The sequence below is a fragment of the Caballeronia cordobensis genome, assembly GCF_001544575.2.
Taxonomy (GTDB): domain Bacteria; phylum Pseudomonadota; class Gammaproteobacteria; order Burkholderiales; family Burkholderiaceae; genus Caballeronia; species Caballeronia cordobensis.
This window is the reverse complement of record NZ_FCNY02000011.1, coordinates 159,695-181,441: the sequence shown is the minus strand read 5'-3', so window position 1 is coordinate 181,441 and position 21,747 is coordinate 159,695. Positions and strand designations below refer to the sequence as shown.

The 21,747-nt window shown below is 65.3% G+C and carries 21 protein-coding genes; 11 read left to right on the top strand and 10 right to left on the bottom strand.

All coding sequences use genetic code 11. The annotated features are described in order from the left end of the window. The first annotated feature begins 12 nt into the window (after nt 1-12). From AWB70_RS22530 to AWB70_RS22515, 4 genes are read left to right on the top strand one after another with little or no spacing between them, the layout of a single operon-like run. Nucleotides 13-1,545 carry a sugar ABC transporter ATP-binding protein gene (locus AWB70_RS22530; RefSeq protein WP_053570927.1) on the top strand — a complete coding sequence of 511 codons (1,533 nt, stop codon included), beginning with the start codon at nt 13-15 and terminating at the stop codon, nt 1,543-1,545. Next, entirely contained in the window at nt 1,538-2,542 is a 1,005-nt protein-coding gene (locus AWB70_RS22525; protein WP_082378171.1) for an ABC transporter permease, read from the top strand. Before AWB70_RS22530 ends, AWB70_RS22525 begins: the two co-directional genes overlap by 8 nt. Continuing rightward, entirely contained in the window at nt 2,539-3,549 is a 1,011-nt protein-coding gene (locus AWB70_RS22520) for an ABC transporter permease (RefSeq protein ID WP_053570928.1), read from the top strand. The genes AWB70_RS22525 and AWB70_RS22520 overlap by 4 nt, the downstream gene beginning before the upstream one ends. Then, nucleotides 3,546-4,421, top strand: a complete 876-nt coding sequence (locus tag AWB70_RS22515; RefSeq protein ID WP_014193983.1) for a sugar phosphate isomerase/epimerase family protein — start codon at nt 3,546-3,548, stop codon at nt 4,419-4,421. Before AWB70_RS22520 ends, AWB70_RS22515 begins: the two co-directional genes overlap by 4 nt. 23 nt (nt 4,422-4,444) lie before the next feature. On the opposite strand, the gene AWB70_RS22510 is transcribed toward AWB70_RS22515, so the two are convergent. Continuing rightward, nucleotides 4,445-4,735: a hypothetical protein gene (locus AWB70_RS22510; protein WP_014193984.1), complete on the bottom strand. Its 291-nt coding sequence runs from the start codon at nt 4,733-4,735 to the stop codon at nt 4,445-4,447. A gap of 110 nt (nt 4,736-4,845) precedes the next feature. Here AWB70_RS22510 and AWB70_RS22505 point away from each other — a divergent pair, with 110 nt between their 5' ends. Next, on the top strand, nt 4,846-5,811 hold the full coding sequence (locus AWB70_RS22505) for a GlxA family transcriptional regulator (protein ID WP_053570929.1): 966 nt from the start codon (nt 4,846-4,848) through the stop codon (nt 5,809-5,811). Between the two features lie 4 nt (nt 5,812-5,815). Here AWB70_RS22505 and AWB70_RS22500 read toward each other — a convergent pair whose 3' ends face one another. Then, complete coding sequence (locus AWB70_RS22500; RefSeq protein ID WP_053570930.1) at nt 5,816-7,117, bottom strand: aspartate aminotransferase family protein; 1,302 nt, start codon at nt 7,115-7,117, stop codon at nt 5,816-5,818. 74 nt (nt 7,118-7,191) lie between these two features. On the opposite strand from AWB70_RS22500, the gene AWB70_RS22495 reads away from it, so the two are divergent. From AWB70_RS22495 to AWB70_RS22475, 5 genes are all read left to right on the top strand, one after another. After that, entirely contained in the window at nt 7,192-8,076 is an 885-nt protein-coding gene (locus tag AWB70_RS22495; RefSeq protein ID WP_053570931.1) for a LysR family transcriptional regulator, read from the top strand. A gap of 14 nt (nt 8,077-8,090) precedes the next feature. Next, nucleotides 8,091-8,588, top strand: a complete 498-nt coding sequence (locus tag AWB70_RS22490) for a helix-turn-helix domain-containing protein (protein ID WP_082378179.1) — start codon at nt 8,091-8,093, stop codon at nt 8,586-8,588. Then, nucleotides 8,585-8,992, top strand: coding sequence for a VOC family protein (locus tag AWB70_RS22485; RefSeq protein ID WP_053570932.1), 408 nt, complete (start codon nt 8,585-8,587; stop codon nt 8,990-8,992). Before AWB70_RS22490 ends, AWB70_RS22485 begins: the two co-directional genes overlap by 4 nt. Before the next feature lie 62 nt (nt 8,993-9,054). Further along, the gene (locus AWB70_RS22480) at nt 9,055-9,540 is read left to right on the top strand and encodes an SLATT domain-containing protein (protein WP_053570933.1); all 486 of its coding nucleotides are present in this window, start codon (nt 9,055-9,057) and stop codon (nt 9,538-9,540) included. Nucleotides 9,541-9,619: 79 nt separating this feature from the next. After that, a complete protein-coding gene (locus AWB70_RS22475; protein ID WP_053570934.1) occupies nt 9,620-10,459 on the top strand; it encodes an amidohydrolase family protein in 840 nt (279 codons plus the stop codon). Nucleotides 10,460-10,471: 12 nt separating this feature from the next. Here the strand turns inward: AWB70_RS22475 and AWB70_RS22470 are convergent, their stop codons facing one another. The 6 genes from AWB70_RS22470 to AWB70_RS22445 all read right to left on the bottom strand — a co-directional run bounded on the left by AWB70_RS22470 (nt 10,472) and on the right by AWB70_RS22445 (nt 19,331). Continuing rightward, nucleotides 10,472-11,212, bottom strand: coding sequence for an SDR family oxidoreductase (locus AWB70_RS22470; protein WP_087086320.1), 741 nt, complete (start codon nt 11,210-11,212; stop codon nt 10,472-10,474). Nucleotides 11,213-11,261: 49 nt separating this feature from the next. Further along, the gene (locus AWB70_RS22465; protein ID WP_053570936.1) at nt 11,262-12,059 is read right to left on the bottom strand and encodes an isocitrate lyase/PEP mutase family protein; all 798 of its coding nucleotides are present in this window, start codon (nt 12,057-12,059) and stop codon (nt 11,262-11,264) included. Between the two features lie 54 nt (nt 12,060-12,113). Continuing rightward, nucleotides 12,114-13,286: an MFS transporter gene (locus AWB70_RS22460; protein WP_053570937.1), complete on the bottom strand. Its 1,173-nt coding sequence runs from the start codon at nt 13,284-13,286 to the stop codon at nt 12,114-12,116. 131 nt (nt 13,287-13,417) lie between these two features. Beyond that, nucleotides 13,418-14,896, bottom strand: a complete 1,479-nt coding sequence (locus tag AWB70_RS22455; RefSeq protein WP_053570938.1) for an efflux transporter outer membrane subunit — start codon at nt 14,894-14,896, stop codon at nt 13,418-13,420. Continuing rightward, nucleotides 14,893-18,084 carry an efflux RND transporter permease subunit gene (locus AWB70_RS22450; protein WP_053570939.1) on the bottom strand — a complete coding sequence of 1,064 codons (3,192 nt, stop codon included), beginning with the start codon at nt 18,082-18,084 and terminating at the stop codon, nt 14,893-14,895. The genes AWB70_RS22455 and AWB70_RS22450 overlap by 4 nt, the downstream gene beginning before the upstream one ends. Then, complete coding sequence (locus AWB70_RS22445; RefSeq protein ID WP_053570940.1) at nt 18,081-19,331, bottom strand: efflux RND transporter periplasmic adaptor subunit; 1,251 nt, start codon at nt 19,329-19,331, stop codon at nt 18,081-18,083. Before AWB70_RS22445 ends, AWB70_RS22450 begins: the two co-directional genes overlap by 4 nt. A gap of 146 nt (nt 19,332-19,477) precedes the next feature. Here AWB70_RS22445 and AWB70_RS22440 point away from each other — a divergent pair, with 146 nt between their 5' ends. Beyond that, nucleotides 19,478-20,017 (top strand): winged helix-turn-helix transcriptional regulator, encoded by a 540-nt coding sequence (locus AWB70_RS22440; RefSeq protein WP_053570941.1) that lies wholly within the window; start codon nt 19,478-19,480, stop codon nt 20,015-20,017. On the opposite strand, the gene AWB70_RS22435 is transcribed toward AWB70_RS22440, so the two are convergent. Beyond that, the gene (locus tag AWB70_RS22435; protein WP_255725112.1) at nt 20,014-20,916 is read right to left on the bottom strand and encodes a LysR family transcriptional regulator; all 903 of its coding nucleotides are present in this window, start codon (nt 20,914-20,916) and stop codon (nt 20,014-20,016) included. The two genes, AWB70_RS22440 and AWB70_RS22435, sit on opposite strands and share 4 nt — an antisense overlap. A 96-nt stretch (nt 20,917-21,012) precedes the next feature. Next, complete coding sequence (locus AWB70_RS22430; protein ID WP_053570943.1) at nt 21,013-21,711, bottom strand: hypothetical protein; 699 nt, start codon at nt 21,709-21,711, stop codon at nt 21,013-21,015. Nucleotides 21,712-21,747 lie beyond the last annotated feature (36 nt).

The window sequence follows — 21,747 nt, the reverse complement described above, 5'->3', positions numbered from 1 at the left end:
CGCTTGTGTTCCATGAGCCACGATGCGTCCGTCGCTGTCGAAACGCCCGCCGCGCAAGGCACGCCCTTGCTGCAGCTCGACAACGTCTCGAAGGTCTTCGGCGGCGTGAAGGCGCTCAAGGCCGTGAAGTTTGACGTGATGCCGGGCGAAGTGCTGTGCCTCGCGGGCGAGAACGGCTGCGGCAAGAGCACGATCATCAAGATCATCAACGGCGTGTATCAGCCGGAGCCGGGCGCGGTGATGCTGATGGACGGCGCGTCGATCGAAGGGCTCGATCCGGCGAAGGCGCGCGAGCTCGGCATTCAGGTGATCTGGCAGGATCTCGCGCTCTTTCCCGAGATGACGGTCGCGGAAAACATCGCGTTCGAGCAGAACCTCGGCGCGCGTCCGCGCTTCGTGAACTACGCGAAGATGAAGGACGCGGCGCGGCGGATTCTCGCGCGGCTCGGCGTCGTCATCGACCTGAACCGGTCGGTGCGCTCGCTGTCGATCGCGCAACGGCAGATCGTCGCGATTGCACGGGCGCTCGTGCGCGACGCGCGCCTTGTGTTCATGGACGAACCTACCGCCTCGCTCAGCCACGCCGAAACCGCGGCGCTGCTGGAGATCGTGCGCCGTCTGTCGGCGGATGGCATTGCCGTCGTGTTCGTGAGTCACCGGCTCGCCGAAGTGCTTGAAGTCTGCACGCGCGTGACCGTGCTGCGCGACGGTCAATATGTCGGCACGTTTCCGACCGAAGGCATGACGCAGACGCGTCTCACCGAGTTGATGACGGGCCGCACGTTCGACTATGAAGTGCGCAACACGGACCTGTCGCAAGCGCCGGTCGTGCTGGACGTGCGCGGCTTGTCGCGCGGGCGCGAATATGCCGATGTGTCGCTCTCCATCCGCCGCGGCGAGATTCTCGGCGTGACGGGGCGCCTCGGCGCGGGACGCACGGAACTCGCGCTGTCGCTCTTCGGCATGACGCGGCCGCGCGCGGGATCGATACGCATCGAAGGCCGTGAGATCGCGCTGCGCTCCAATCGCGATGCGATCCGCAAGGGCATTGCGTATGTCTCGGAGGACCGGCTTTCGCTCGGCCTCGTGCAGCCGCAGTCGATCGGCGACAACACTGTCGCCGCCGTGCTCGACCGTCTTCTCGACGCCACGCGTCTCGTTTCGTCGAAGAAGCGCGATGCATTGATCCGCGACTGGATCGCGCAGCTCGCCGTGAAGATCGGCAAGCCGGACGACGCCGTCTCGACGCTGTCGGGCGGCAACCAGCAACGCATCGTGCTCGCGAAATGGCTCGCGACGAACCCGAAGCTGCTGATTCTGGATTCGCCGACCGTCGGCGTGGACGTGGGCGCGCGCGCCGGCATCTTCGCGATCATTCACAAGCTCGCGGCGCAAGGCATGGCCATCCTGCTGATCTCGGACGAAATCCCCGAGGTCTACTTCAACGCCGACCGCATTCTGCATATGCGCGGCGGGCGCATCGTCGGGCAATACGTGCCGGGCGCGACGACGATGGAACGCATCGAGCGAGACGTCCATGCCTGATCTGCGCAGATTCGGAATCGGTTCGATCGAGGCGCTGCTGATTCTCGTCATCGTCGCGATGATGATCGGCCTGAGCGTCTCGACCTCGACGTTTCTCACGCTGTCGAATCTCTTCGATCTGCTGAATCAAAGCTCCGTCAACATCATCTTCGCGGTGGGGCTGCTCGTCGTGCTGATCGCGGGCGGCATCGACATCTCGTTCGCGGTGGGCGCGTCGGTCGTGCAGTATCTGACGGCGCTGACCGTCATCCGGCTCGGCGGCGGCAACTGGGCGCTCGGCTTTATCGTCGCGGCGTGCTTCGGCTTTTTGCTCGGCGCGATCAACGCGACGATCATCTACCGCTTTCGCATCGTGTCCATCGTCGTGACGATCGCCACCTTCAACGTGTTCTTCGGCGGCCTGATGTTCCTCACGGGCGGCGTGTCCATCTACGACTTGCCGGACTGGTGGGTGACGCGCGTGTCGATCGTGCACTTCGACACCGCGAGCGGCGCGGCGAATCTCGCGCTGCCGGTCGCCGTGATGATCGCGATGGTCGCGGCAACCTGGTTCCTGCTGCGCCGCACGACCACGGGCCGTCAGCTCTACGCGATGGGCGACAACCCCGAGGCGGCGCGGCGCGTCGGCGTGAACATCGGCGCGATGCATTACATCGCGTTCGGCTGGCTCGGCATGATGGCCGGCATCGCCGGGCTGATGCAGGCGCATTACGTGCAGGAAGTCGTGCCCAACGCCTTATACGGACGTGAACTCGATGTTCTCGCCGCCGTGGTGCTGGGCGGCGCGCGGCTCGGCGGCGGGCGCGGCACGATACTCGGCGCGATTCTCGGCATCTTGCTCACGGCGATTACCGCGAACGGACTGAACCTGCTCGGCATCTCGCCTTACGCGTTCAAGATGATCATCGGCGCGATCATTCTCGTCGCCATCACCTTGTCGAGCGGCGGCTTTGCGAAGCTCGTCGGTTCGCGCTTCTCGCCCAAGGCATCGTCATGAAAGACCGATCGCTCGTTCCCGCGGATGTCGCCGGCCTGCTGGGTTTTCTCGTCGTCGTGATCGTCGGCATGAGTCTCGCGTCGGATCGCTTCTTCACGGCGAGCACGTTCGTATCGGTGGCGTTCCAGTTGCCCGAGCTCGGCTTCTTCACGCTCGCGATGCTGATGCCGCTCATCTCCGGCGGCTTCAATCTTGCCGTGACGTTCACCGCGAACATGGCGGGACTCGCGATGGCCTACGTGCTGCACACGCAAGGCGGCGCGGACGCGGGCGCGTTCGCGGTGCTGCTCGGCATGCTCGCGGCGCTGGCGACCGGCGCGGCATCGGGCTGGGTGATGGGCGCGGTCATCGCGCGCACCGGCGCGAGCCCGATCCTCGTTTCCCTTTCGATGATGATCTTCCTGCGCGGCCTCGGCGAATTTCTCACGCGCGGCGGCGATATCTCCGGCTTTCCGCCCTTCGTGCGCGAGATGGGTAACGGCGTGTTCGCCGGCGTGCCGATTCCGCTGTGGATTTTCATCGGCTGCGCGCTGCTGTGGCATGTCGTGATGACGCGCTCGCGGCTCGGCTTCGCGACGCGCATGATCGGCTCGAATCTCGAAGCGACGCGCTATTCCGGCATCGCAACGACGCGCGCCGTGACGCGCATCTACATGCTATCCGGGCTGATGTGCGGCGTCGCGGGCATCGTCATGGCGGCGCGCTTCAATTCGGTGCGCGTCGGTCACGGCGAGGCGTTCCTGCTGATCTCCGTGCTGGCGTGCTTTCTCGGGCGCGTCGATCCGTTCGGCGGCTTCGGGCGCGTCGTGCCGGTCGTGATCGCGCTGGTGATTCTTCAGGTCATCGCGTCGGGGCTGAATCTGCTCGGCGCGAATCAACATCTCGCCACCGCGCTATGGGGCGTGTTTCTGCTGGTGGTGATGCTCATCCGTTGGGCGTGGGCCAACGGCATTTCGAAAACGCGGATCCGCAAGCGCGTGACCGCATCGGAGGGAGTCGCACGATGAACAAGCTTGGCGTACATGCACTGGTTTGGGCGGGCGATCTGACGCCGGAATCGACGCGCAAGGTCGTCAGTCAGACCAAAGCCGCCGGGTTCGATCTCGTCGAGCTTTCGCTGCATGGTCCGAAGGTGATGGACCTCGCGCTCACGCGCGATCTGTTGCAGGAGCATCAACTGGATATCGGCTGCTCGCGCGGCCTGACGTTCGATGCCGACGTGTCCAGCGAAGACAGCGCGACGGTCGCGCGGGGCGTGGCGTTGCTGGAAGAGGGCATCACGATCACGGCGGAACTGGGCGGCCATTATTTCGGCGGCATTCTGTATGGCGCGATGGCGAAGTATTCCGCGCCGGTCACGAAGCAGGGCCGCCGGAATTCGATCGATTCGCTCAGGCGCATCGCCGAGTTCGCGCAGAAGAAGAACGTCACGCTGGGCCTCGAAGTCGTCAATCGCTATGAAAGCAATCTGTTGAACACCGCGTCGCAGGCACTCGCGTTGATCGATGAAGTGAACGCGCCGAATGTCGTCGTGCATCTCGATACGTATCACATGAACATCGAGGAATCGGATTTCATGCAGCCCGTGCTCGAATGCGGCAAGCGGCTCGGCTACGTGCATATCGGCGAGAGCAATCGCGGTTATCTCGGCTCGGGCACGATCGACTTCTCGCAGTTCTTTCACGCGCTCGCGATGATCGGCTATCAGGGCGTCGTGACCTTCGAAAGCTTTTCATCGACGGTCGTGAACGAGCAGTTGTCGAACACGCTCGCGATCTGGCGCAACCTGTGGGACGACGGCATGGATCTCGCGAAGCATGCGCGCGAGTTCATCGCGGGCGGAATCAATGCCGCGGCGAAGGCGCGGGCGCATCACTGAGCGCGCGCCTTCTCCACTGCGCTTTACTTCTGCAACAGCAAGCCCAGCGGCGCGAGCGGACCGACCTGCATCAACTCGTATTTCGCATGGCCGCCCGCCGCGAGCGGCAGGGCTTCCACGGTCGCGCGGGCTTCGTCGAGCGAATCGACGTTCATCAGAAACACCACGCCCGGCGCGTCCTGCCGGTACCAGAACTGCTCGATTCTGCCGTCGAGATAGAGCTTGAGCGTGGCGGGCACTTCCTTCGGCATGATCTGCTGGCGCTCTTCAGGCGTGAGCGGCTTGTTGACCGAAGCAACGGCGATGACTTTCATGGCGATCTCCTTTTCAAAGGGTTCATTGCGGTGCGCAACGGAGATCAATGTAGCCTCGGCGCTCTAAAAGCTGTATTGTCACAACTGACAACTTTAGGGTCGTTTACGCCATGCGCATCGCCATCCTCGCCCTCGACGGCGTCTTCGATACCGGCCTCGCCGTGACGCTCGACGTGCTCGCGGCCGCGAACGGTCTCGCCGCCCGCATGATGAACGGAACGCCGCATTTTCAAGTGACGACGGTTGGCGTGCGCAGGCGTGTGCGCTCGGGGCAGGGCTTCGCGATTCCGGTGCGGCCCATCGAAGCGGATCTGAAACCGGACTGGGTGATCGTTCCCGCAATCGGCGCGACAACGCCGGACAAGCTCCTGCCTGCGCTCGAACGCGTGGACGTGAAGGCGGCGCTGCGGCAGGTGCGGCAATGGCGGGCCGACGGCGCGCTGATCGCGGCGTCGTGCATCGGCACGTTTTTGCTTGCCGAAGCGGGCCTGCTCGATCATCGGCAAGCGACGACGACCTGGTCGCTCGCGCCGCTTTTCAGGCAGCGCTATCCGCATGTCGCGCTCGATGAAACGCGCATGCTCGTGCCGACCGATATCGGCGTGACGGCCGGCGCGGCGCTCGGCCATCTCGATCTCGCGCTATGGCTCATCCGCAAGGCGAGCCCGGAGCTGGCCGCGCTCGTGTCGCGCTATCTGCTCGCCGATATCCGCACGCTGCAGGCGCCTTACATCATTCCGAATCATCTGGCGCAGGCCGATCCGCTGATCCAGCGCTTCGAGCGCTGGGCGCGCGATCGTCTGAAAGAGGGCTTCTCGCTGCAGGACGCCGCGAGCGCGCTCGCGACCAGCACGCGTTCGCTGCAACGCCGCTGCAACGAGGTGCTCGGGAAATCGCCGCTGGCGTACTTTCAGGACTTGCGCGTGGAACGTGCGCAGTCGCTTCTGCACGGCAGCGGCCTCGACATCGAAGCGATCGCCGCCGAAGTCGGTTACGACGACGGCGCGACGCTGCGCACGCTCCTGCGCCAGCGCCTCGGCCGCGGCGTGCGCGATCTGCGCGCCGAGTTGCGCTGACTGACTATAAGGATCGCTCGATGGCCTGGCCGAGCAGGTTCAGCCCGAGGTCGATCTCTTCCTCGCTCACGGTCAGAGGCGGCGCGATGCGGAACACGCCGCCCATGCCCGGCAATTGCACGATGTTCATGCTCAGGCCGAGATTCATGCACTCGCGCGTGATCTTCGCGCCGAGGCCATCGGCGGGCTCTTTCGAGCGGCGGTCCTTGACGATTTCCACGCCCAGCAGCAAGCCGCGTCCGCGCACGTCGCCGATGCAGTCGAAGCGCTCCATCAGATCGAGCAGGCCGCGTCTCAGGCGCGCGCTCATCACGTTTGCGCGTGCGACGAGCCCGTCGCGCTCGACCACGTCCAGCACGCGCAAGCCGACGGCGGCGGGCAGCGGGTCGGAGACGTGCGTCGTGTAGAACAGATAGCCGAGTTCGTGCGCCTTCTCTTCGATTTCCGCCGATGTCACCACCGCCGCGAGCGGCAAGCCCGCGCCGAGCGTTTTCGACAGCGTGAGGATGTCGGGCGTGACGCCGTCGCGCTGGCACGCGAACATCGTGCCGGTGCGGCCGATGCCGGTTTGCGCTTCATCGAGAATCAGCAGCATGCCGCGCTCCTCGCACTTGCGCTTGAGCGCCGCCATGTAGCCTTCCGGCAATTCGATGATGCCGCCCGAGCTCAGAATCGGCTCCGCGATGAACGCGGCGAGATTGCCGCTCGACTGGCGGTCGATGAGATCGAACGCGTAATCCAGTTCCGCGAGCCAGTCGTATTGTCCGTTGCGCTCGAAGCGCGCGCGGTACGCGAACGGCGCGGGAATCGCGAAGGAGCCGACCGCCGCCGGGCCCACGCCCTTGCGCCCGGCGCTGTACGTCGCCGACGCGGCGTGGCCCGTCATGCCGTGCCACGACTGCGCGAAACCGACCACTTCATAGCGCCCGGTGACGAGCTTCGCCATGCGGATCGCCGCTTCGTTCGACTCCGCGCCCGTGCTGAGCAAAAGCGCGCGATCGAGCCCGGCGGGCGTGATATCGGCAAGACGCGTAGCGAGATCGACCACGGGGCGCGACAGCATCCCGCTGAAAAGATGGTCGAGCTTGCCCGCATACTCGCTGATGACCGACACGATTTCCGGATGACTGTGGCCGAGCACGGCGCTCATTTGGCCCGACGTGAAATCGAGGATCGCGCGGCCGTCGGCGTCGTAGACGAAGCTGCCTTGCGCGCGCTCGACGATCATCGGCTCGAACGTGCCGCCGTAGCGGATCAGATGGTTCCTGGCATTGCGCCAGAACGTTGCGTCGTTGTTCAGGGACACCGGGCTTCTCCTGGCGATGGCGATGAATTTGCAGTGTAGACGGCGCGCTGGTTTTATAGAATCGAATAGTTTTAATGCGAGCCAGAAGCGGAGCTAATATCTTGGGCCTTTCGCTCGAAATCGAATTGTTGCGTTCTTTCGCCGTCATTGCCGAGGTGCGAGCGTTGAGCCGCGCGTCGGAGCGCATCGGCCGGACGCAATCGGCGCTCAGCCAGCAGATGAAGCGGCTCGAAGAAATCGTCGATCAGCCGCTTTTTCAGCGCACCGGGCGCGGCGTGGTGCTGACGAACCCCGGCGAGCGCCTGCTCGTCCACGCGCAGCGCATTCTCAGGCTGCACGACGAAGCCATGGCCGATCTGTGCGGCAAAGGGCTCTCGGGCAGCATCCGCTTCGGCTGTCCCGACGATTACGCCGCCGTCTTTCTGCCGGCCTTGCTGCGGCAGTTCTCGAGCCAGCATCCGCATGCGCTCGTGGAAGTCGTGTGCGGCCCGACGCCGCGGCTCGCCGAGCAACTGAAAAAGCGCGCGCTCGATCTCGCGATGCTTTCACTGCCCGAAGATACGCCCGGCGGCGACATCATCCGGCGCGAGCAACTCGTCTGGATCGGCGGGCCGGGCATGGATTCGGCGCATTACGACCCGCTGCCGCTCGCGCTCTCGGACCCCGACACGCTCGATCACATCGCCGCCTGCGATGCGCTGCGGCGCGCCGGCAGGGCCTATCGCATCGCGTATGCGAGCAGCAGTCTTGCCGGGCTCACGGCGCTGGTCCGCTCGGGGCAGGCGTTCGCGGTCATCACGCAGACGGCCGTGCCCGCCGATCTCTGCGTGCTCAACGCCGATGCCGCGTTGCCCGCGCTGCCGGCCGTCGGCATCTCGCTGAAATTCGCGCGCGAGCGGCCGTCGCTATTGACGGCTGCCTTCGCCGAGCACATCCGGAAGACGCTGCCTTTGCTCTGATGATGCCATTCGCCATGCCTTCAAACGATCACGACCTGGAAGACCCCGCTCTGCTGCGCCGTCTGCTGCGCGCGAAAGACCGCATGGACGCGTCGTCGCACGAAGACTGGCCCGTGAAACGCCTGGCCGCTGTCAGCGGCGTGTCCGAAGCGCATTTCGCGCGCTCGTTCAAGCGCGCGTTCGGCATTCCGCCGCATCGCTATCTGCTGACGCGTCGCATCGAGCAGGCCGTCACGCTGCTGCGCGACACGGATTTGCCGATCACGGATATCGCGTTCGTCACCGGCTGGGAAAGTCTCGGTACGTTCGGGCGCATCTTTCGCGACATCACGGGCAAGACGCCGGGTGCGATGCGCACGGAGGCGCGCGCCGCCAGTTCCGCGCTGGATCGCGTGCCCGCATGCGTGCTGAAGGCCGCGCAACGGCCCGATCTCGACACCGCAGTTTTGGAGAAGCGGCGGCGCGCCGCGAAGGCTACATTGAGGCCATCATCAACCAAGGAGGACACATGAACCAGGGCATCAGTGTGGCGGGCGTCTATGTCGACGATCAGGACGAAGCGCTCGCATTCTATGTGGACAAGCTCGGATTTCGCGTTCACACGGACGTGCGCAACGGCGCTTACCGCTGGCTCACCGTGCAGCATCCGGATCAGCCGTCGTTCCAGCTCGGCCTGTTCGCGCCCGGCGCGCCCATTCACGACGACGCCACCGCGCACACGCTGCGCGCGATGGTCGCCAAGGGCGCGATGCCGCCGCTCGTGCTCTCGGTCGCGGACTGCCGCGCGGAGTGCGAGCGGCTCAAGGCGCGCGGCGTGGAGTTCACGCAGGAGCCGGTCGAGCGCTACGGCAGCGTCGATGCCGGCTTTCGCGATCCCGCCGGCAATGGCTGGAAGATGATCCAGGCGGCGCGATGACCGGGACATGAACTGTCCGCTTTCTTAAGCACCATACGGTCTGTTCTTAAATTGCTTAAGACATGACCGTTACGCCATCTCTCTTCGAACCGCCCCGCGACATGCACGCGCTCGTGCTGGCGTGGATCCGGCGCGCGCGCGAATCGCAGGTCCGCCATTACACGATGGCCGACCGGCTCACGGCCTGCGGCAGGCGGCTCGGTCTTGCCGTCATCGGCATCACGGCGGCGACGGGCACGTCGGCGTTCTTGTCGCTCGTCGCAACCGCGGTGTCGCCGGACGTGCGCGTCGTGATCGGCATGACGAGCCTGAGCGCGGCCGTGCTGGCGTCGCTGCAAACCTTCCTGCGCTACAGCGAGCGCGCCGAGCTGCATCGCCGGGCGGGCGCGCAGTATGGCGCGGTGCGGCGGCGGCTCGAAGCGATTCACGCCGCCGATCCTTGCGTGCATGACGCGCGCGCGCTCGACGCCGTGCGCGACGAACTCGATCACATCGCGCAGAACGCGCCGCATCTGCCGCGCGCAACGCCGCAAGCCGAACGTCGATAAACTCGCCGTGCGGGGGCGTTGCCGCGCATGTTATCGGCCTGCCCGCTTTCAAACCAACAACACGCTGGAGTACGTCCGAATGAGCGTTTTCGAAGAAGACAAGATCGACTGCCATTGCCATCTGTTCGATCCCGTGCGCTTCCCTTATCGCGATGACACGGTGTATCGGCCCGAAGGCCAGGAAATCGGCACGGCGGCGCAATTTGTCCACGTGCTCGATGCTTATGGCGTGCGGCATGCGCTTCTGGTTGGACCGACCAGCGGATATCGCACGGACAACCGATGTCTTCTCGATGCCATTGCCCGCTACGAAGGCCGTCTTCGCGGCATTGCGGTCGTCGATAACGACATTGCGCGGGACGAGCTCATGTCCCTGAAGCGCGAAGGCGTGGTCGGGGTCGCGTTCAATCCCGCGATGGAAGGCGTCGAAGCGGTGCTCGGCGCGGGTGCGCTTTTCGGCATGCTCGCGGATCTCGGCATGATCGCTCAGGTTCAGGTCGCGGAAGATCAGATGCTCGCGCTCCAGCCGTGGCTTCAGAAACAGGCGGCGGCGCTCGTGATCGATCACTGCGGGCGGCCGCAGGCGGGCGCGGGCGTGGATCAGCCCGGCTTCGAAGCGCTGCTGCGCCTGGCCGATACCGGGCGCACGGCCGTCAAGCTGTCCGGCTGGCAAAAATACTCCGGCGACGCTTACCCCTACGAGGATACCTGGCGCTATGCGCACACCTTGCTGCGCGTATTCGGGCCGCAACACTGCGTGTGGGGCTCCGACTGGCCGTTCCTGCGGGCTACCGAGCGCCTCGACTACGGTCCGCTGCTGAAGCTCTTCGAGCGGATCGTTCCCGATTCGCAGACTCGCCGGCAGATTCAATGGGAGACCCCGCGACGGCTTTTCGGCTTCGACGCGGCGGCCTCCTGACCGCAAGTGCCGTCAGGCGTTCGCGCCGCCATCGACAGTCAGCGTCGCGCCGGTGATGTAGCTGGCGTTGGCGCTCGCAAGGAAGACCACGGCTTGCGCGATGTCGTCGCCTTTGCCGTATTCGCCGGTGGCCGTCAACGCTTTCAACGTCGCGGCGAACGGACCTTCGACCGGGTTCATGTCCGTATCGATGGAGCCGGGCTGCACCAGATTCGCCGTGATCCCGTGCGCGCCGAGTTCGCGCGCCAGCCCCTGCGTGAGCGCGACGAGCGCGGACTTGGACGCGGAGTAGACGCCGAGCAACGACGCCGGAACGCGGTCGGCGAAATAGCTGCCGATGGAAATGATCCGTCCATTCGCCTTGAGATGCGGAATCGCCGCCTTTGCGGCCAGGATCGGCGCGCGCACATTCACGTTGAGCGTCGCGTCGATATCTTCGATGGATATGTCCTGCACGTTGCCCATTCGAAGAATGCCGGCGTTGTTGACCAGGATATCGAGGCCGCCCAGCGCCTCGACCGTCTTCTGCACGGACGCGTGAATGGCCGCTGCATCGGCGCTATCGGCCTGGATCGCGATGCCGCGCCGGCCCTCGGCTTCGATCGCCTTCGCCACGGCAGCAGCCTGTTCCGACGACTTCTCGTACGTGATGGCGACATCCGCGCCGGCAGCCGCCAGCGCCTTCGCAATCGAAGCGCCGATACCGCGGCTTGCTCCCGTGACGAGCGCGCGTTTTCCTTCGAGCATCATGATTCTCTCCATGGTGGGTAGATCGATACGGATAAAAGCCTGACCGGTCGGCTCAGGCGAAAAGACGCTGAATCTCTGAGTAGGGCAAGGGCTGGTCATTCAGCGCATCGGAACGGCCGTGCGCCAGAAAGTCGGCTGCCAGGGCCTTCGTCCGGCCGAGCACGACCTGCGAGATGCCGCTGCCCGCGCTGAGCCGGCGCACGCCGAGTTGTCCAAGCGTCGCGGCATCGGCCAGACCCGGAAGGGCCATGACGTTCAGCGGCAGGCGGATTGCGCCGACGATCGCTTCGATGTCGGACGGCTGCACGAGCGCGGGCAGGAAGAGACCGTCCGCGCCCGCGGACGCATACAGATTGCCGCGCGCGATCGCCTCGTGCGGCTGCTTCGCTTTCTCGACGAGGCTCGCAAGAAAGACGTCGCTGCGCGCATTGACGAAGAGATCCAGACCCGCTTTCGCAACCGCATTCTTGATGGCGTCGATTTTCGCGGCCAGCAGCGACGCGTCGTCCGGGCCGTCTTCGATATTGATGCCGGCAATGCCTAGCTCCGCGAGCTTCATCACCTGATTCGCGGCGGTGCGTGCATCGTCGGCGTAGCCGTTTTCGACATCGACGGACAAGGGCACCTCCAGCACGCGCACGATGCGCCGCACCGAGGCGACGACTTCATCGAACGGAAGCAGGCGGCCGTCCGGATACCCCAGCGACCACGCAAAACCTGCGCTCGTCGTGGCGATAGCGGATGCGCCCTGCGCTTCGATGAGACGCGCGCTGCCGGCGTCCCACGCGTTCGGCAAAAGGAGCGGCGTCGAATGGTTGTGCAACTGACGGAACGTGCCTGCTTTGGACATGACTGTTTCCTCGTTTCTCGAATGAATGGAACGTCTGCAATGCGATGAACGGACTCAGGCCGCTACCGCGCTTTTCGATCCCGCGAACGAAGCGATGCGGCGTGTCGCGAGCGCGGAAACCAGAATCGCGATCGCCACGGGCACGGCGGCGAGATAGCCCAGGTTGTGGCTGCCGGTCAGCGGGATCACGGCGGCGCCGAGTGTACCGGCGATGGACACGCCCACATAAGTCGCCGACGTGTTGAGGCCGACCAGCACCGCGGTCATCGGCGGATTCAGGCTTGCAAGGCGGAACTGTTGCGGCACCAGCACGCCCCACGCACAAGCGCCCCAGATCGTCACTGCGATAGCCGCGCTCCAGAGATGCGCGCTGGTGATAGGCAGGGTGAAGACGACAGCCGCGACGATGGCCAGCTTGATCATGACGACACGGTGCGAACCGATCCGGTCGAGAATGCGTCCCGTCAGCAGGTTCGAGAACGTGCCCGCCAGCCCCCACAGCACCAGCAGCGCGCCCAGCACCACGGGGCTATGACCGGTCGCACGATCGAACACGACGGAGAAGTAACTGAAGATGATGAACGTGCCGATCTGAGCCAGCACGGTCGTCGTGAGCGTCAGTCCGACGCGCGCATCGGTGAGCGGCGACAAACGCGCGCGCAGCGAAATGGCGGGCGGCAGCGGCACGTCCGGCATGAACGCGAGGATGCCGAAGAAAGCCGCCGCGCCGAGCGCTGCGACGAGCACCAGCGTCCAGTGCCAGCCCGCGAAACCGCCGATGACCGCGCCGATCGGCGAGCCGAGCGCGGTGGCGGTGGTCAGGCCCGCCACGATGATCGACAACGCGTAGCCACGCCGCTCCGGCGGCACCAGTGCCGCTGCGGTGCCGCTGGCGGTCGGCGAGAACATGGCCGCGCCGAGGCCTGCCAGCGCCCGCGTCGCCAGCGCGATGCCGAGATTCGGCGCGACGATCGTGCCGAGATTGGCGATCACGAAGAGGCCGATGCCGCTCAACAGCAAGCGCTTGCGTCCGACATTCGCGGCCAGCGCGGCGATGGTCGGCCCCAGCAGCGCATAGCTCAGCGCATAGACGCTGATCAGCTGACCCGCCGCGCCGATGCTCACGCCAAACGAATCGGCGATTTCGGGCAGGATGCCCGCGAAGACGAAGCTGTCGGTTCCCAGCGCGAACATGCCGAGGGCGAGGGTGATGAGACGGCGATCCATTGGATGTCTCCCGAAGGACAGAGAAGGCAATTACGTTGCGTGACGAAACTATAGGAGAGCGAGCCGGATCGCACTACCGACCGGGAGTGGGAAGCTGTTCCCCGGAAACTGGCGAAGTGCTCGCGCCTTTCCTAGTCTTTCTGCGCCACTTGCTGTTGCGGCGCGTCCCAGCCACCGCCCAGTGCGCGGAACGTCCTCACGGCGGCGCGCGCGACATCCGCCCGCGTGGCATCGAGATCGTTGCGCGCGACGAGCAGTTGCCGGTCGGCGTCGAGCACATCGGTGAGCGTGATCGAACCCGCGCGATACGCCTTCTCCGAAAGGCTTCGCGCCCGCATCAACGCGTCGACTTCCTGCTGGATTTCCTGCGCGCGAAGCTCGGTTTGCGAGAGCGTCATGAACGCGTTCTCGACGTCCTCGGCTGCCTTGAGCGCCGCTTCCCGATACTGCGCCAGCGCCTCCGCATACGCGCCGTGCGCGTTCTTCACCTCGGCGTCCACCCTGCCGAAGTCGAACAGACGCCATCGCAGCGCGCCCGTGCCGGCCGCCTGGAACGCCTTCGCGCTCAGGAAGTGACTGGCCGAGAGGCTGTCGAAACCCAGCGCGCCGGCAAGCGAAATCTTCGGGTAGTACTCCGCAAGCGCCACGCCGATGCCTTCGTTGGACGCCGCCAGATGCCGTTCCGCGGCGATGATGTCGGGGCGGCGGCGCAGCACATCGACCGGTGTATCGCTGCTACCGATCGCCGGCGCGTCCGGAATCGCGCCGGCATGCGTGCCGAGTTCCGCCGCATACGTGCCGGGCTGCGCGCCCAGCAGCACGTCGAGCCGGTTCGATTGCGCTTCGAGCGCGACCCGCAAGCTCGGCACGGCCGCACGCGCCTGACGCAACGACGCTTCGGCCTGAGCGACCTCGCGTTCGTCGGATGCACCGGCCCGCTTGCGCGCTTTCACGAGTTCCAGCAGGCGCGCGTCCGTGTCCACCTGATTCTGCGTGACGGCCAGTTGCGCCTGCAGGCCGCGAATCTGCAGATACGCGTCGGCGGCGTCCGCGGCCACGGTGACGCGCGTGCCGAGTTGCGCGGCCTCGGCGGCCTGCTCTTCGTCCGTGGCGGCTGCGTGGGCGCGTCTGAGGCCGCCCGCGAGATCGATTTCCCAGCTTGCGGTCGCGCCCGCGACGTACTGCTTCTGATCGCGGCCGTAGTTCGGAAACGCGCTCGCCAGCGTGCCGAGCGGACTTTGCGCGCTCTGATGTTGGGCCGAGTACGACGCGTTGATATCGGCCGACGGAAGCAGTTGCGCGCCTGCCGCCTGCGCCGCCGCCCGCGACTGCGCGACGCGCGCGATCGCGGCCTGAATGCTCAGGTTCTGAGCCAGCGCGCGTTGCACCACCGTGACCAGTTGCGGATCGTCGAAGCCGGTCCACCAGCTATCGAGGCTGGGCGCCGGCAGCGTGGCCTGCCGCTCGGCGACACGCTGCGCGTTATGAAACGGCGCCATCTGCGTGTCAGGCGCAACGTAGTTCGGCCCGACCGCGCACGCCGCGAGAAAGGCGCTGACAAACACGCTGCCCGCTATCGCCGTCACCGTTCTGGATAAGAGCTGGTTCATTTCGCTTCTCCACTGCTGAGTTTGCGCGGCAGGGCATGCACGTCGCGGATGCCGAGCTTGCGCACGAAGGCATAGAACGCCGGCGTAAAGGCGAGACCGAAGAGCGTCACGCCGAGCATGCCGAAGAACACCGTCGTGCCGAGCGACTGCCGCATCTCCGAGCCCGCGCCTTCGGCAATGGCGAGCGGCGCGACGCCCGCGATAAAGGCAAACGACGTCATCAGGATCGGGCGCAGCCGCACGTGGGCCGCGTGCGTGGCGGCATCCTCCGCGTTGACGCCGTCTTCCTCCTGACGCTGCTTGGCGAACTCCACGATCAGAATCGCGTTCTTGGCCGCGAGCCCCACGAGCACCACGAAGCCGATCTGCGCGAGGATGTCGATCGGCATGCCGCGCATGTTCAGGCCGATCGCCGCCGCGAGCAGACACATCGGCACGATCAGCACGATCGCGAGCGGCGTCTTCCAGCTTTCGTATTGCGCAGCCAGCACGAGGAACACGAACAGCGCGGAAGCGGCGAAGATCACGAGCGGCGACATGGTCTGCTCTTTTTGCTGATGAGCGAGGTCGGTCCATTCATAGGCGATGCCGTTCGGAAGCACCTGTTGAGCAAGTTCCTCCATGCGTTCGATGGCATCGCCCGAGGAGAGGCCCGGGCCCGCCGCGCCCATGATTTCCGCTGCCGGATACATGTTGTAGCGCGGCACGCGGTACGGCTGCGTGTTGTTGCGGAACGTCGCCACGCTGCTGATCGGCACCATGTCGCCGGATGCATTGCGCACCTTGAGCCTGCCGATATCTTCCGGCGTGCGGCGGAATGCTTCGTCTCCCTGAACCCGCACTTGATACGTGCGTCCCATGAAGTTGAAGTCGTTGACGTATTGCGAGCCGAGATAGAGTTCCATCGTCGAGAACACATCGGTTGGCGTGAGTCCGATCTTTTGCGCCTTCAGACGATCGACGTCCGCATAGACCGACGGCGCGCCCGCGTCATAGAGCGTGAACACGCCGCCGAAGGTCTTGTCCTTGTTGGCCGCCGCCACGAGCGCGTGCGCCGCGTCGGCGAGCGCTTGCGGGCCGAGTCCGCCGCGGTCTTCGAGCATCAGCTTGAAGCCGCCCGCCGCGCCGAGCCCCTGCACGGGCGGCGGATTCACCACCACCACGACCGCGTCCTTGACCCCGGCGACACGCTTGCGCAGCGCGACCAGCATCGAGGCCGCGTTGACGCCCGGCACGTGCTTGCCATACAGCGAAGGCAGGCCGTAGAACAGCGTCCCCACATTGGGCGCAATCGTGCCTGTGGTGACGTCGAAGCCGGACACGGGCGACGTATGCGTGACGCCCTTGAGTCCCGGCGTGTCGAGCACGATCTCGTTGATCTCGCGAATGACCTTGTCGGTGCGCTCAAGGCTTGAGCCGGGCGGAAGAAACGCAATCACCGCCTGATAGCCGATGTCCTGCTCCGGAATGAACCCCGTGGGCATTCTCGACATTTGCAGGCCGGTTGCCGCGATCAGGCCGGCATAGACGATCAGCATCACGGTCGTCGCGCGCACGGCGCGGCCGGTGATCTTGCCGTATTTCGCCGACAGCCATTCGAACGATGCATTGAAGCGCCCGAAAATCGCATGATGCAGGCGGCCCAGCGCCGTGGAACCGCCGCGCGTCTTCTCCATTTCGTGCGGCTTGAGCAGCACCGCGCAGAGCGCGGGGCTCAGCGTGAGCGACACGAAGCACGAGATCACGGTGGACGCGGCGATCGTGATCGCAAACTGCTTGAAGAACAGGCCGGAGATGCCGGACATCAGCGCGGTCGGTCCGAACACCGCGCACAGCGTGAGCGCGATCGCGATGATGGCGGTCGAAACTTCGCTCATCGTGCGATGCGCGGCTTCGCGTGGACTCATGCCGAGCGCCATGTTGCGTTCGACGTTCTCGACCACCACGATGGCGTCGTCCACGACGATCCCGACCGCCAGCACCAGTCCGAACAGGGACAGGTTATTGATCGACGCGCCGAACAGCGAGAGCACCGCGAAAGTGCCTACCAGCGACACGGGAATCGCGACCACCGGAATGATCGTCGCGCGCCAGTTTTGCAGGAACAGATACACCACGCCGACCACCAGCAGGATCGCGATGCCGATGGTCTTGGCGACTTCATGGATCGACTGCGAAACGAAGGTCGTCGGGTCGTAGATCTTGATGTAGTCCACGCCGGGCGGAAAGGTCTTCTTCAGTTCGGCCATCTTGGCCCAGACATCGTGTTCGACCTGCACGACGTTCGCATCCGGCGTCGCGATCACGAACCAGGGCGTCGCCGCGTATCGGTCCGCATACGCCTTCGAGCCGTAATCCACGGAGCCGAGTTCGACGCGCCCGATATCGCGAATGCGCGTGACATGGCCCTGCGTATCCGACTTCACGACCACGTCGCCGAACTGCTCCGGCGTGCTCAGGCGGCCGAGCGCCTCGACGTTGATCTGATAAGCGCCCGTGCCGTGGTTCGAAACCGGCGGCTGATTCAGCACGCCCGCGGATACGGCGGCGTTCTGCGCGCGAAGCGCCGCGAGAATCTCGCCCGCGCTGATGCGGTACGAAGCCGCTTTGTCCGGATCGATCCAGATTCGCATGGCGTATTGCCGTTCGCCGAACAACTGGAAGTCCGAGACGCCCGGCAAGCGGGCAATCTGATCCCGCACCTTGAGCATGTAGTTCGACAGATACTCGGGACTTCGCGATCCATCGGGCGAATAGACGTGGACGCCGAGCAGCAGCGCCTGAATGGTTTTTTTCACCTGGACGCCCTGCAACTGCACGTCGGCGGGCAGGCGCGAGAGCGTGTCTTCCACGCGGCTGCGCGTGAGCAGCAGCGCCGTGTCCGGATTCGTGCCGACCTTGAAGATCACCGTGATCGTCAATTGCCCGTTGCCGGTCGACTGGCTCGAGATGTAGTCCATGTTCTCGACGCCGTTGATCGACTGTTCGAGCGGCGTGGCGACCGTGCGTGCAATGGTCTCGGCGGATGCGCCGGGATACGACGTGGTGATCTGAATCGTGGTGGGCACGATGTTCGGGTATTGCGCCACCGGCAGCTTGATCATCGTCGCCAGGCCGATGAGCACGACGAAAATGTTGAGCACGGCGGCAAAGCGCGGATGCTCGATGAAGAAGTGCGTCAGCTTCATGATTTCGCTCCTTCGACCACTTGCTCCGCCGAGAACTGGATGCTGCCCGCGCGAGGGGCGATCTTCGAACCGGGGTGGACAGACGGAATGCCGTCGATGACCACGCGGTCGGTCGGCGCAAGGCCCGAGCGGATCACGCGCAGGCCGCCGCGCAGATCGCCGGTCTGCACCTTTCTCGGCGTCGCCACGTCGTCCGCGCCGACCACGTACACCATGTGGTCCGTCTGATCGTCGAGCACGGCGGCATCGGGCACGAGCAGGGCCGGTTGCGGCGCGGTCGTGGCGAGCCTCACACGCGCGAAGCCGCCGGGCGTGAGCGACAGATCGCGATTCGGGATCGTCGCGCGCGCATGAATGGTCCCGCTCGAACGGTCGAGCGCGTTGTCGATGAAATCGAATTTGCCGGTGCGCGTGAAGCCGCTGTCGCCCGTGGGCGAGAGTTGCACGGTGTCCGCGAGCGGTCCTTGCAGGCTCGCGCGCGAACGCTGAAACGCGGCGTAGTCGTTTTCGCTGATGTCGAAGTCCAGATAGATCGGGTCGAGCGAAACGATGGTGGCAAGCAGTGTCGTCGGCCCGCTGCCGGCGCGGCTGCCGGACACTAGATTGCCGATCGAGACCAGATGCGTGCCGATCCGGCCGGTAAAGGGCGCCACGATCTTGCAGCGATCGAGATCGAAGCGCGCGTCGCGAACCAGCGCGTTCGCGCGGTCCACGGCCGCCTGCGCCGCGCGCTGCTCGGCCACGCTCTGATCGACGTTCTCGACGGTTCCCGCTTCGGCGCGTTGCAATTCCTGCGCGCGGGCCAGCTGGCGCGTGGCGAGCGTCAGCCGCGCGCTGGCGGAACCGAGTTCGGCCGTCGCCTCGCTCAACTTGATCTGATACGGCTCCGGGTCGATCTGAAAGAGCAGGTCGCCCTGATGGACGATCTCGCCATCCTTGAAGTGAATCTGCGTGAGCGTGCCGCCTACCTGCGCACGCAGTTCGACGCGATTCACCGCGGAAAACTGGCCGAGCGATCCGAGCCGGTCTTCGATATCGCGTTGCAACGGCGCGCTGATCGTCACCGAAGGCGGCGGCGCGACGACCGGCGCGGCATCGGACCCATGCAGATGAAACGCCGTCGCGGCCGCCGCTGCGACGATCGCCAGGCCGGCGACGCTTTTGCCGATCCATCGGACCGGAGGCGACTTCGCCGGGATTGCCGGAGCGTCGCCCCCGATGTCGGCCTGATCAATTTGGTTTTCCATGGTTTTCCCAAGTCTGGCGTTCGGTTAAGTTTCGTGACGCAACTATAGACAAGACAGTTGCGTCACGGTACTGGCCAAAAGTGGGGAGCTGTTCCCCGAAAAATGGTTAAGTTGCGTGACGAAACTTAATGTAGGATGCGTCCATCATGTACAGAAAACGCTTCGACGAGATGGATTGCTCGATCGCCCGCGCGCTTGACGAGGTGGGCGAGTGGTGGACGCTGCTGATCGTGCGCGAGTGCACGCAGGGCAGCCGGCGCTTCGACGAGTTCCAGAGCGGGCTCGGCATCGCCCGGAATGTGCTGGCGGCGCGGCTCGAACGGTTGACCGAGCTTCAGATCCTCGAACGCGTGCCGGTTGCGGAACGCGCGAATACGTTCGGATACCGGCTAACCTCGAAAGGGGCGGACTTGTATCCGGTGCTCGTCGCGCTGATGCAGTGGGGCGACAAGTGGCTGAGGCCGAACGGCAAGCCGCCTATCGAACTCGTCGAGCATGCGAGCGGCAGCCCCGTCGCGGCGCTGGAAGTGCGCGGACCGGGCGGGCAGGCGCTGGGCTATCGGGACGTGCGCTTCGCGGCCGGTCCCGGCGCGACCGGCAAAACGCACGAGGTCATCGACAACCGCAATGATCGCGTGCTCGGCGAAGCGGGCAAGGCATCGCGAACTGCTACGCCTGAGGATTAGGGGCGCTGTGGCTTGCCGAAGCGGGACAAGGATTCCCTGAGTTTCGGCGCGGCGAAGTCGATGAAATGGCGCAGCTTGATCGCCATCAGGCTGCGCGACACATGAACGAGATGCACGGGTACGGGCTCGATCTCGAACTGCGGCAGCAGTACTTCGAGCTGTCCGCTGCGCAGCGCTTCGTCGGCGTCGTGCTCGAACACGTAGGTGATGCCCGCGTCGTCCACGGCGGCGCTCACGGCTGCGTCGGGCGAGGTGACTTCGAGCCGGGGCTTCACGTCCAGCACGTAGAGCTTTTGCGTCGACGGCAGCCGGAAGCGCCAGGGCGACAGATACGGGCTATTGAACACGACGCACGGATGCTTCAGGAGATCGTCGGGCTCAAGCGGATGCGCGCTTTTGGCGAAAAAGGCCGGGCTCGCGCATACGACCGGGCGCAACGCGCCGATGCGCGTGGCGATCATATTGCTGTCCGGCAGTTCGCCGATGCGCACGGCGAGATCGGCGTGCGCATCGATGAGATCGATGTTGCGGTCGGAGAGCAGAAGCCGAACGGTAATGTCCGGATACTGCGCGAGGAACCGGTTGATGACGGGCAAGACATGCAGACGCCCGAACTGCACGGGCGCGGTGACGACCAGTTCGCCGCGTGCGGATGCGAATTCGCCGGTGGCTTCGTGTTCCTGCTCGCGCACGAGTTCGAGAATGCGCCGCGCCGCCGCGACGTACGACATGCCTGCGTCGGTCAGCGTGAGCTTGCGGGTGGTGCGTATGAGCAGCCGCGTTCCGAGCAACGCTTCGAGATCGGCGACACGGCGGGTCAGCGTGCTGACAGGCGTTTTCAGCTCGCGAGCCGCTGCCGACAGGCTGCCCCCGTCCACCGCGGTCACCAGCATTTCCATGGCTTCTAATCGGTCCACCGCGCTTGGCTCACGAGGAATGGGTCGCCGTATTGTAGGGGAAGCGGCCCGCGAAGGCGTTAATCGTCCTTTGCCCTGTCACGTGCGCCAGCGGCCGGTTTCCGGGCATACATCGACCGGCGCGCCATTCAGCCGGATCTGCTCTTCATTCAGTTGCAGCGACGTTAAACGGTCCGTGTCGAAGGCCACGCCGAGCGCTTGCGCGACATGGACGTCTTCGATGGGCAGCTCCCAGGTCAGGAAGATCTGGATGCCATCCCGGTCCGGCGGGAAGTCGGCCGCATGGAAGCCGTCGCTGCCGCGCTGAATGACGCCGTGAGGCCGGCCCGTGTCGAAGATCACGGCCGTTCCCCGCGTGAGGGGAATGCGGCGGCCGATCGAAGGAAAGTGCAGGTCGAGCCCCTTGTCTTCGCTCAGGAAGAGATTGCAAAAGGCCGCGCCGCCATATTGCGCGCCGTCGTGGTGGTATCGCGCGCCACGGCATGCCATGAGCGCGACGTTGCTGGCGGCGAGCACGGCGGGCAGCCCGAGCGCCTTCGTCCAGTCGGACACGGCCTGCACGCACTGTTTGTAGTCCGGCCAGCGAAACTGCGTTCGCGCGAGCGGCATCACGTCCACATCGCCCGGTTCGAGCATGAGGCGCGACGACGTTTCTCTCTGCCAGTCCGCCAGCAGGCGTTGCGAGGGCGCGGGAATATCGAGCGTGTCCGATAGAACGATCTCGCTGACGCGCCGGCTGCGCATGGCGTCGCCGCTTCGAAAGAAGGAAGTCAGCATGTCTCGCGTTCGATGCCGTTGGTTGAAGAGCAAGGG

Bases quoted from the DNA above. Each gene is read 5' to 3' on its own strand.
- AWB70_RS22520 (WP_053570928.1), top strand. From the start codon at position 2,539: ATGAAAGACCGATCGCTCGTTCCCGCGGATGTCGCCGGCCTGCTGGGT.
- AWB70_RS22515 (WP_014193983.1), top strand. From the start codon at position 3,546: ATGAACAAGCTTGGCGTACATGCACTGGTTTGGGCGGGCGATCTGACG.
- AWB70_RS22440 (WP_053570941.1), top strand. From the start codon at position 19,478: ATGTACAGAAAACGCTTCGACGAGATGGATTGCTCGATCGCCCGCGCG.
- AWB70_RS22435 (WP_255725112.1), bottom strand. From the start codon at position 20,916: ATGGAAATGCTGGTGACCGCGGTGGACGGGGGCAGCCTGTCGGCAGCG.
- AWB70_RS22465 (WP_053570936.1), bottom strand. From the start codon at position 12,059: ATGTCCAAAGCAGGCACGTTCCGTCAGTTGCACAACCATTCGACGCCG.
- AWB70_RS22450 (WP_053570939.1), bottom strand. From the start codon at position 18,084: ATGAAGCTGACGCACTTCTTCATCGAGCATCCGCGCTTTGCCGCCGTG.
- AWB70_RS22490 (WP_082378179.1), top strand. From the start codon at position 8,091: ATGCCTTCAAACGATCACGACCTGGAAGACCCCGCTCTGCTGCGCCGT.
- AWB70_RS22485 (WP_053570932.1), top strand. From the start codon at position 8,585: ATGAACCAGGGCATCAGTGTGGCGGGCGTCTATGTCGACGATCAGGAC.
- AWB70_RS22430 (WP_053570943.1), bottom strand. From the start codon at position 21,711: ATGCTGACTTCCTTCTTTCGAAGCGGCGACGCCATGCGCAGCCGGCGC.
- AWB70_RS22525 (WP_082378171.1), top strand. From the start codon at position 1,538: ATGCCTGATCTGCGCAGATTCGGAATCGGTTCGATCGAGGCGCTGCTG.
- AWB70_RS22495 (WP_053570931.1), top strand. From the start codon at position 7,192: ATGCGAGCCAGAAGCGGAGCTAATATCTTGGGCCTTTCGCTCGAAATC.
- AWB70_RS22510 (WP_014193984.1), bottom strand. From the start codon at position 4,735: ATGAAAGTCATCGCCGTTGCTTCGGTCAACAAGCCGCTCACGCCTGAA.
- AWB70_RS22475 (WP_053570934.1), top strand. From the start codon at position 9,620: ATGAGCGTTTTCGAAGAAGACAAGATCGACTGCCATTGCCATCTGTTC.
- AWB70_RS22460 (WP_053570937.1), bottom strand. From the start codon at position 13,286: ATGGATCGCCGTCTCATCACCCTCGCCCTCGGCATGTTCGCGCTGGGA.
- AWB70_RS22480 (WP_053570933.1), top strand. From the start codon at position 9,055: ATGACCGTTACGCCATCTCTCTTCGAACCGCCCCGCGACATGCACGCG.
- AWB70_RS22505 (WP_053570929.1), top strand. From the start codon at position 4,846: ATGCGCATCGCCATCCTCGCCCTCGACGGCGTCTTCGATACCGGCCTC.
- AWB70_RS22455 (WP_053570938.1), bottom strand. From the start codon at position 14,896: ATGAACCAGCTCTTATCCAGAACGGTGACGGCGATAGCGGGCAGCGTG.
- AWB70_RS22530 (WP_053570927.1), top strand. From the start codon at position 13: ATGAGCCACGATGCGTCCGTCGCTGTCGAAACGCCCGCCGCGCAAGGC.
- AWB70_RS22445 (WP_053570940.1), bottom strand. From the start codon at position 19,331: ATGGAAAACCAAATTGATCAGGCCGACATCGGGGGCGACGCTCCGGCA.